This is a genomic window from uncultured Caballeronia sp., from assembly GCF_964243625.1.
Lineage (GTDB): Bacteria > Pseudomonadota > Gammaproteobacteria > Burkholderiales > Burkholderiaceae > Caballeronia.
In genome coordinates, this window is record NZ_CAXTGZ010000639.1 from 1 (window position 1) to 3,426 (window position 3,426).

A 3,426-nucleotide genomic window follows, 5' to 3' on the forward strand; every position below is an offset into this window, starting at 1 on the left:
CGGCCGCATTGGTTCGATCATCGGATCGATGACGGGCGGTGTGCTGCTGGTTGCATTCCATACCGTCGATATTGCATTCGTCGTGTTCGCGGCGCCTGTCGTGATCGCAGGTGTCGCGATGCTCGCGAACGGCTGGGTCTATCACGGGCGCGACACATCACAGATTTGACTTCACTGCGGCGCGAGCGCCGCGTTCATTCAGGAGAAGGGCATGAGGTACGTAAGTTTTGAGAAAGACGGCAGGGCGCTGCTCGGTGTTCGCGAAGGCAGCGCGATCCGCACGCTTGGCGATTTCACCCTGGAAGACTTGCTCGCGCAGGGGGTCGACCTGAACACCTGGGCGGCCACTCAGGAAGGCGGCCGAGTGGAAGCGCAAGAGGGTCTGATGTTTTTGCCGCCTTTACGCCGGCCAACCAAGATTCTGTGCGTGGGTCTCAACTTCAAGGACCACTCGAAAGAAAGCAATTTCGACCAGCCTGATTACCCCACCATGTTCCTGCGGCTCAATACGAGCCTCGTTGCGCACAACGCGCCGATCATTCGCCCGCGTGTTTCGGACAGCCTCGATTACGAAGGCGAGATCGCCGTTGTGCTGGGCAAGGGTGGCCGCCATATCCACCGCGAAGACGCGCTGTCGCACGTCGCGGGTTACGCGTTGTTCAACGATGCTTCGGTGCGCGAGTACCAGTTCAAGACGCCGCAATGGACGATGGGCAAGAACTTCGACGGCACCGGCGCATTCGGTCCGGACTTCGTAACGGCTGACGAGCTTCCCGCAGGCGTGAAAGGCCTGCGTCTTGAAACGCGGCTGAACGGCGAGGTCGTGCAATCGGCCAGTACGGACGACATGGTGTTCGACGTCGAAACCCTGATCGTTCTGTTGAGCGAAGCGGTCACGCTCGAAGCCGGCGACGTGATCGTCTCAGGCACCCCGTCCGGCGTGGGCTGGGCGCGCAATCCAAAGCTGCTGATGCGTCATGGCGATGTGTGCGAGGTATCGGTCGAAGGCATCGGCACGTTGCGAAACGAAATCGTCGACGAGGCCGCCTGATCCACCATTCGCCGTTCGGGAGACACCATGTCCGCCAGTACTGATTCGCCGCCCGCCGGCGTGCATTCGATCGATCACTTCGCGCTCAATGTGCCGTCGCTGTCCGAGGCCGAGCATTTTTTTACGGCATTCGGTCTCGACGTCAAGCGCACAAGCGGCGCGCTCGATGTTCGCGCCGCAGACGGTCATCGCTGGGCTCGCATCCTGCCGGCCGACAGCAAGTCGCTTGCCTGGTTGAGTTTCAATTGCTTCGAAGGCGACCTGGCCAGGATCGCGCGGCAAGTGAGCGCGGCGGGATCCACAATCATGTCGTCAAACGATGCGACCCGCTCCGAAGGGATCTGGTTCGCCGATCCAGACGGCAACCTGCTTCAGGTGCGAGCCGGCCCGAAGACCACGCCCGAGGCCAAATTGCCGCTCGCGCCGTTTAGCGCAAGTGCGGATCATCGTGGTTCGCGAATGCGCTCCGAGGTTGCGACCGTACATCCGCGACGTATGTCGCACGTGTTGCTGTTCACACCCGATGTGCTGCGTGCTGTGGCGTTCTACGAGAAGGCCCTTGGCTTGCGGCTGTCGGACCGCTCCGGCGACATCATCGCGTTCACGCATGCGCCTCACGGCAGCGACCACCATCTCGTTGCTTTCGCAAAAAGCACGGCCAAAGGATGGCACCACGTGGCATGGGACGTCGCGAGCGTCGATGAGGTCGGCAACGGTGCGACGCAAATGGCCAAGGCGGGCTTCACGGCTGGATGGGGGACGGGGCGGCACGTGCTGGGTTCAAATTATTTTCACTACGTGCGTGACCCGTGGGGTTCGTTTTCCGAGTATTCCGCCGACATTGATTTCGTTTCCGCTGGATTCGAATGGCCGGCCGGCAATTTCGCTCCTGAAGACTCGCTTTATCAATGGGGACCCGACGTGCCCGATTACTTCATACACAACACGGAGGCCTGACGGATCAACGTGTCGCGGGAACTGCAGTTCATAAGAAATTAGAACTCGACAAAGGGTTTGGAGACATGAAAATCAATACGATTGCAGCGGTTGCCATGCTTGCATTCAGCGGCCCCGCCTTCGCACAGAGCAGCGTCACGCTTTACGGAATTCTCGACACGGGTATCGAACTGGTGACGCATGCGGATGCGGCAGGAGACAAAGTGATCCGAATGCCGGGCATAACCGGTTCTGTGCCCTCACGCTGGGGGATTCGCGGCAGGGAAGATCTTGGTGGCGGCTTTGCCGCAATCTTCACCTTGGAGAACGGTTTCAATACGCGCGCCGGCGATGTAAACCAGGGTGGCCGACTCTTTGGACGCCAGGCGTGGGTTGGTCTTGCGAATTCGTACGGCGCGCTGACCTTTGGCCGTCAATACACGATGTCGTTTTGGGCCATCAGCGACGCCGATGCCTTGGGCCCTGATATCTATGGGGGTGTCGGTTCAATCGACGCGTACATCCCGAACTCGCGAAGCGATAACACGATCGCCTACAAGGGTACCTTCGGTGGCCTCACGGTAGGCGCGACGTATTCGTTTGGACGCGATTCGGCCGGTACTGGCAATTCGCCCGGACAAGGCACATGCGCGGGACCCATTCCCGGGAACTCGCAGGCGTGTCGGCAGTGGTCTGCGCTGCTGCGCTACGACAGCAGCGCTTTCGGCCTTGCGGCTTCCTACGACGAACAGCGAGGTGGACCCGGCGCTGCGGCGAATTTTTTCAACGGTGTGGTGCCGGTTGCCTTGACGCAAAGCAGCGACAAGGACACCCGGATGCAACTGAACGGCTACTTCAAGGTGGGACAGTTGAAGTTAGGAGCCGGCTGGCTGGGACGCTTCGTCGATACGCAAGCGCTCGCCGTGCCCGATGTTCGCACGAATATTTACTATCTGACCGGAACGTATCTTGTCACGCCGTCCGTTGCTCTGGACGGCGGCGTCTACCGCACTCTTGACAAGCAACAGGACACGCGCGCCACGCTCACGGCATTGCGCGGCACCTATTTGTTGTCCAAACGAACCAGCGTCTATTTGCAAAGCGGCTACCTCTTCAACAGTAACAAGGCGCGCTACACGCTGAGCCAGGGTGGACCCGGGACAACACCCGCTGCGGGCATCGGGCAACTCGGTGTCATGGCCGGCATCAAGCACACGTTCTGATCAAGGAGACGAAACAATGTTTATGCAAAAAGGAAATGTTAGTCCCCGGAGCATGGCCCTGCCAATTGCAGTGGTCATTCTGTCCGCATGCGGCGGCAACGGATCCACGCCGGACCAATCCGCCGCGCCGCTCGATAACCATGTAACCACCGCGTCGGGCAGTCTCGTGGGCAATGCGGCAGACGCTTCGGGCATCGTCAGTTTCAAGGGGATTCA

Annotated in this window: 3 protein-coding genes; all 3 read left to right on the top strand. The window is 60.1% G+C overall.

Going from position 1 to position 3,426, the window contains the following annotated elements; translation table 11 throughout:
• Positions 1-211 precede the first annotated feature (211 nt).
• Positions 212-1,051: a fumarylacetoacetate hydrolase family protein gene (locus tag ACFFAR_RS28470; RefSeq protein WP_174365105.1), complete on the top strand. Its 840-nt coding sequence runs from the start codon at positions 212-214 to the stop codon at positions 1,049-1,051.
• A 27-nt stretch (positions 1,052-1,078) separates the two neighbouring features.
• Positions 1,079-2,008 (top strand): VOC family protein, encoded by a 930-nt coding sequence (locus ACFFAR_RS28475; RefSeq protein WP_174365104.1) that lies wholly within the window; start codon positions 1,079-1,081, stop codon positions 2,006-2,008.
• Between the two features lie 65 nt (positions 2,009-2,073).
• Entirely contained in the window at positions 2,074-3,210 is a 1,137-nt protein-coding gene (locus ACFFAR_RS28480; protein ID WP_174365103.1) for a porin, read from the top strand.
• Positions 3,211-3,426: the final 216 nt, after the last annotated feature.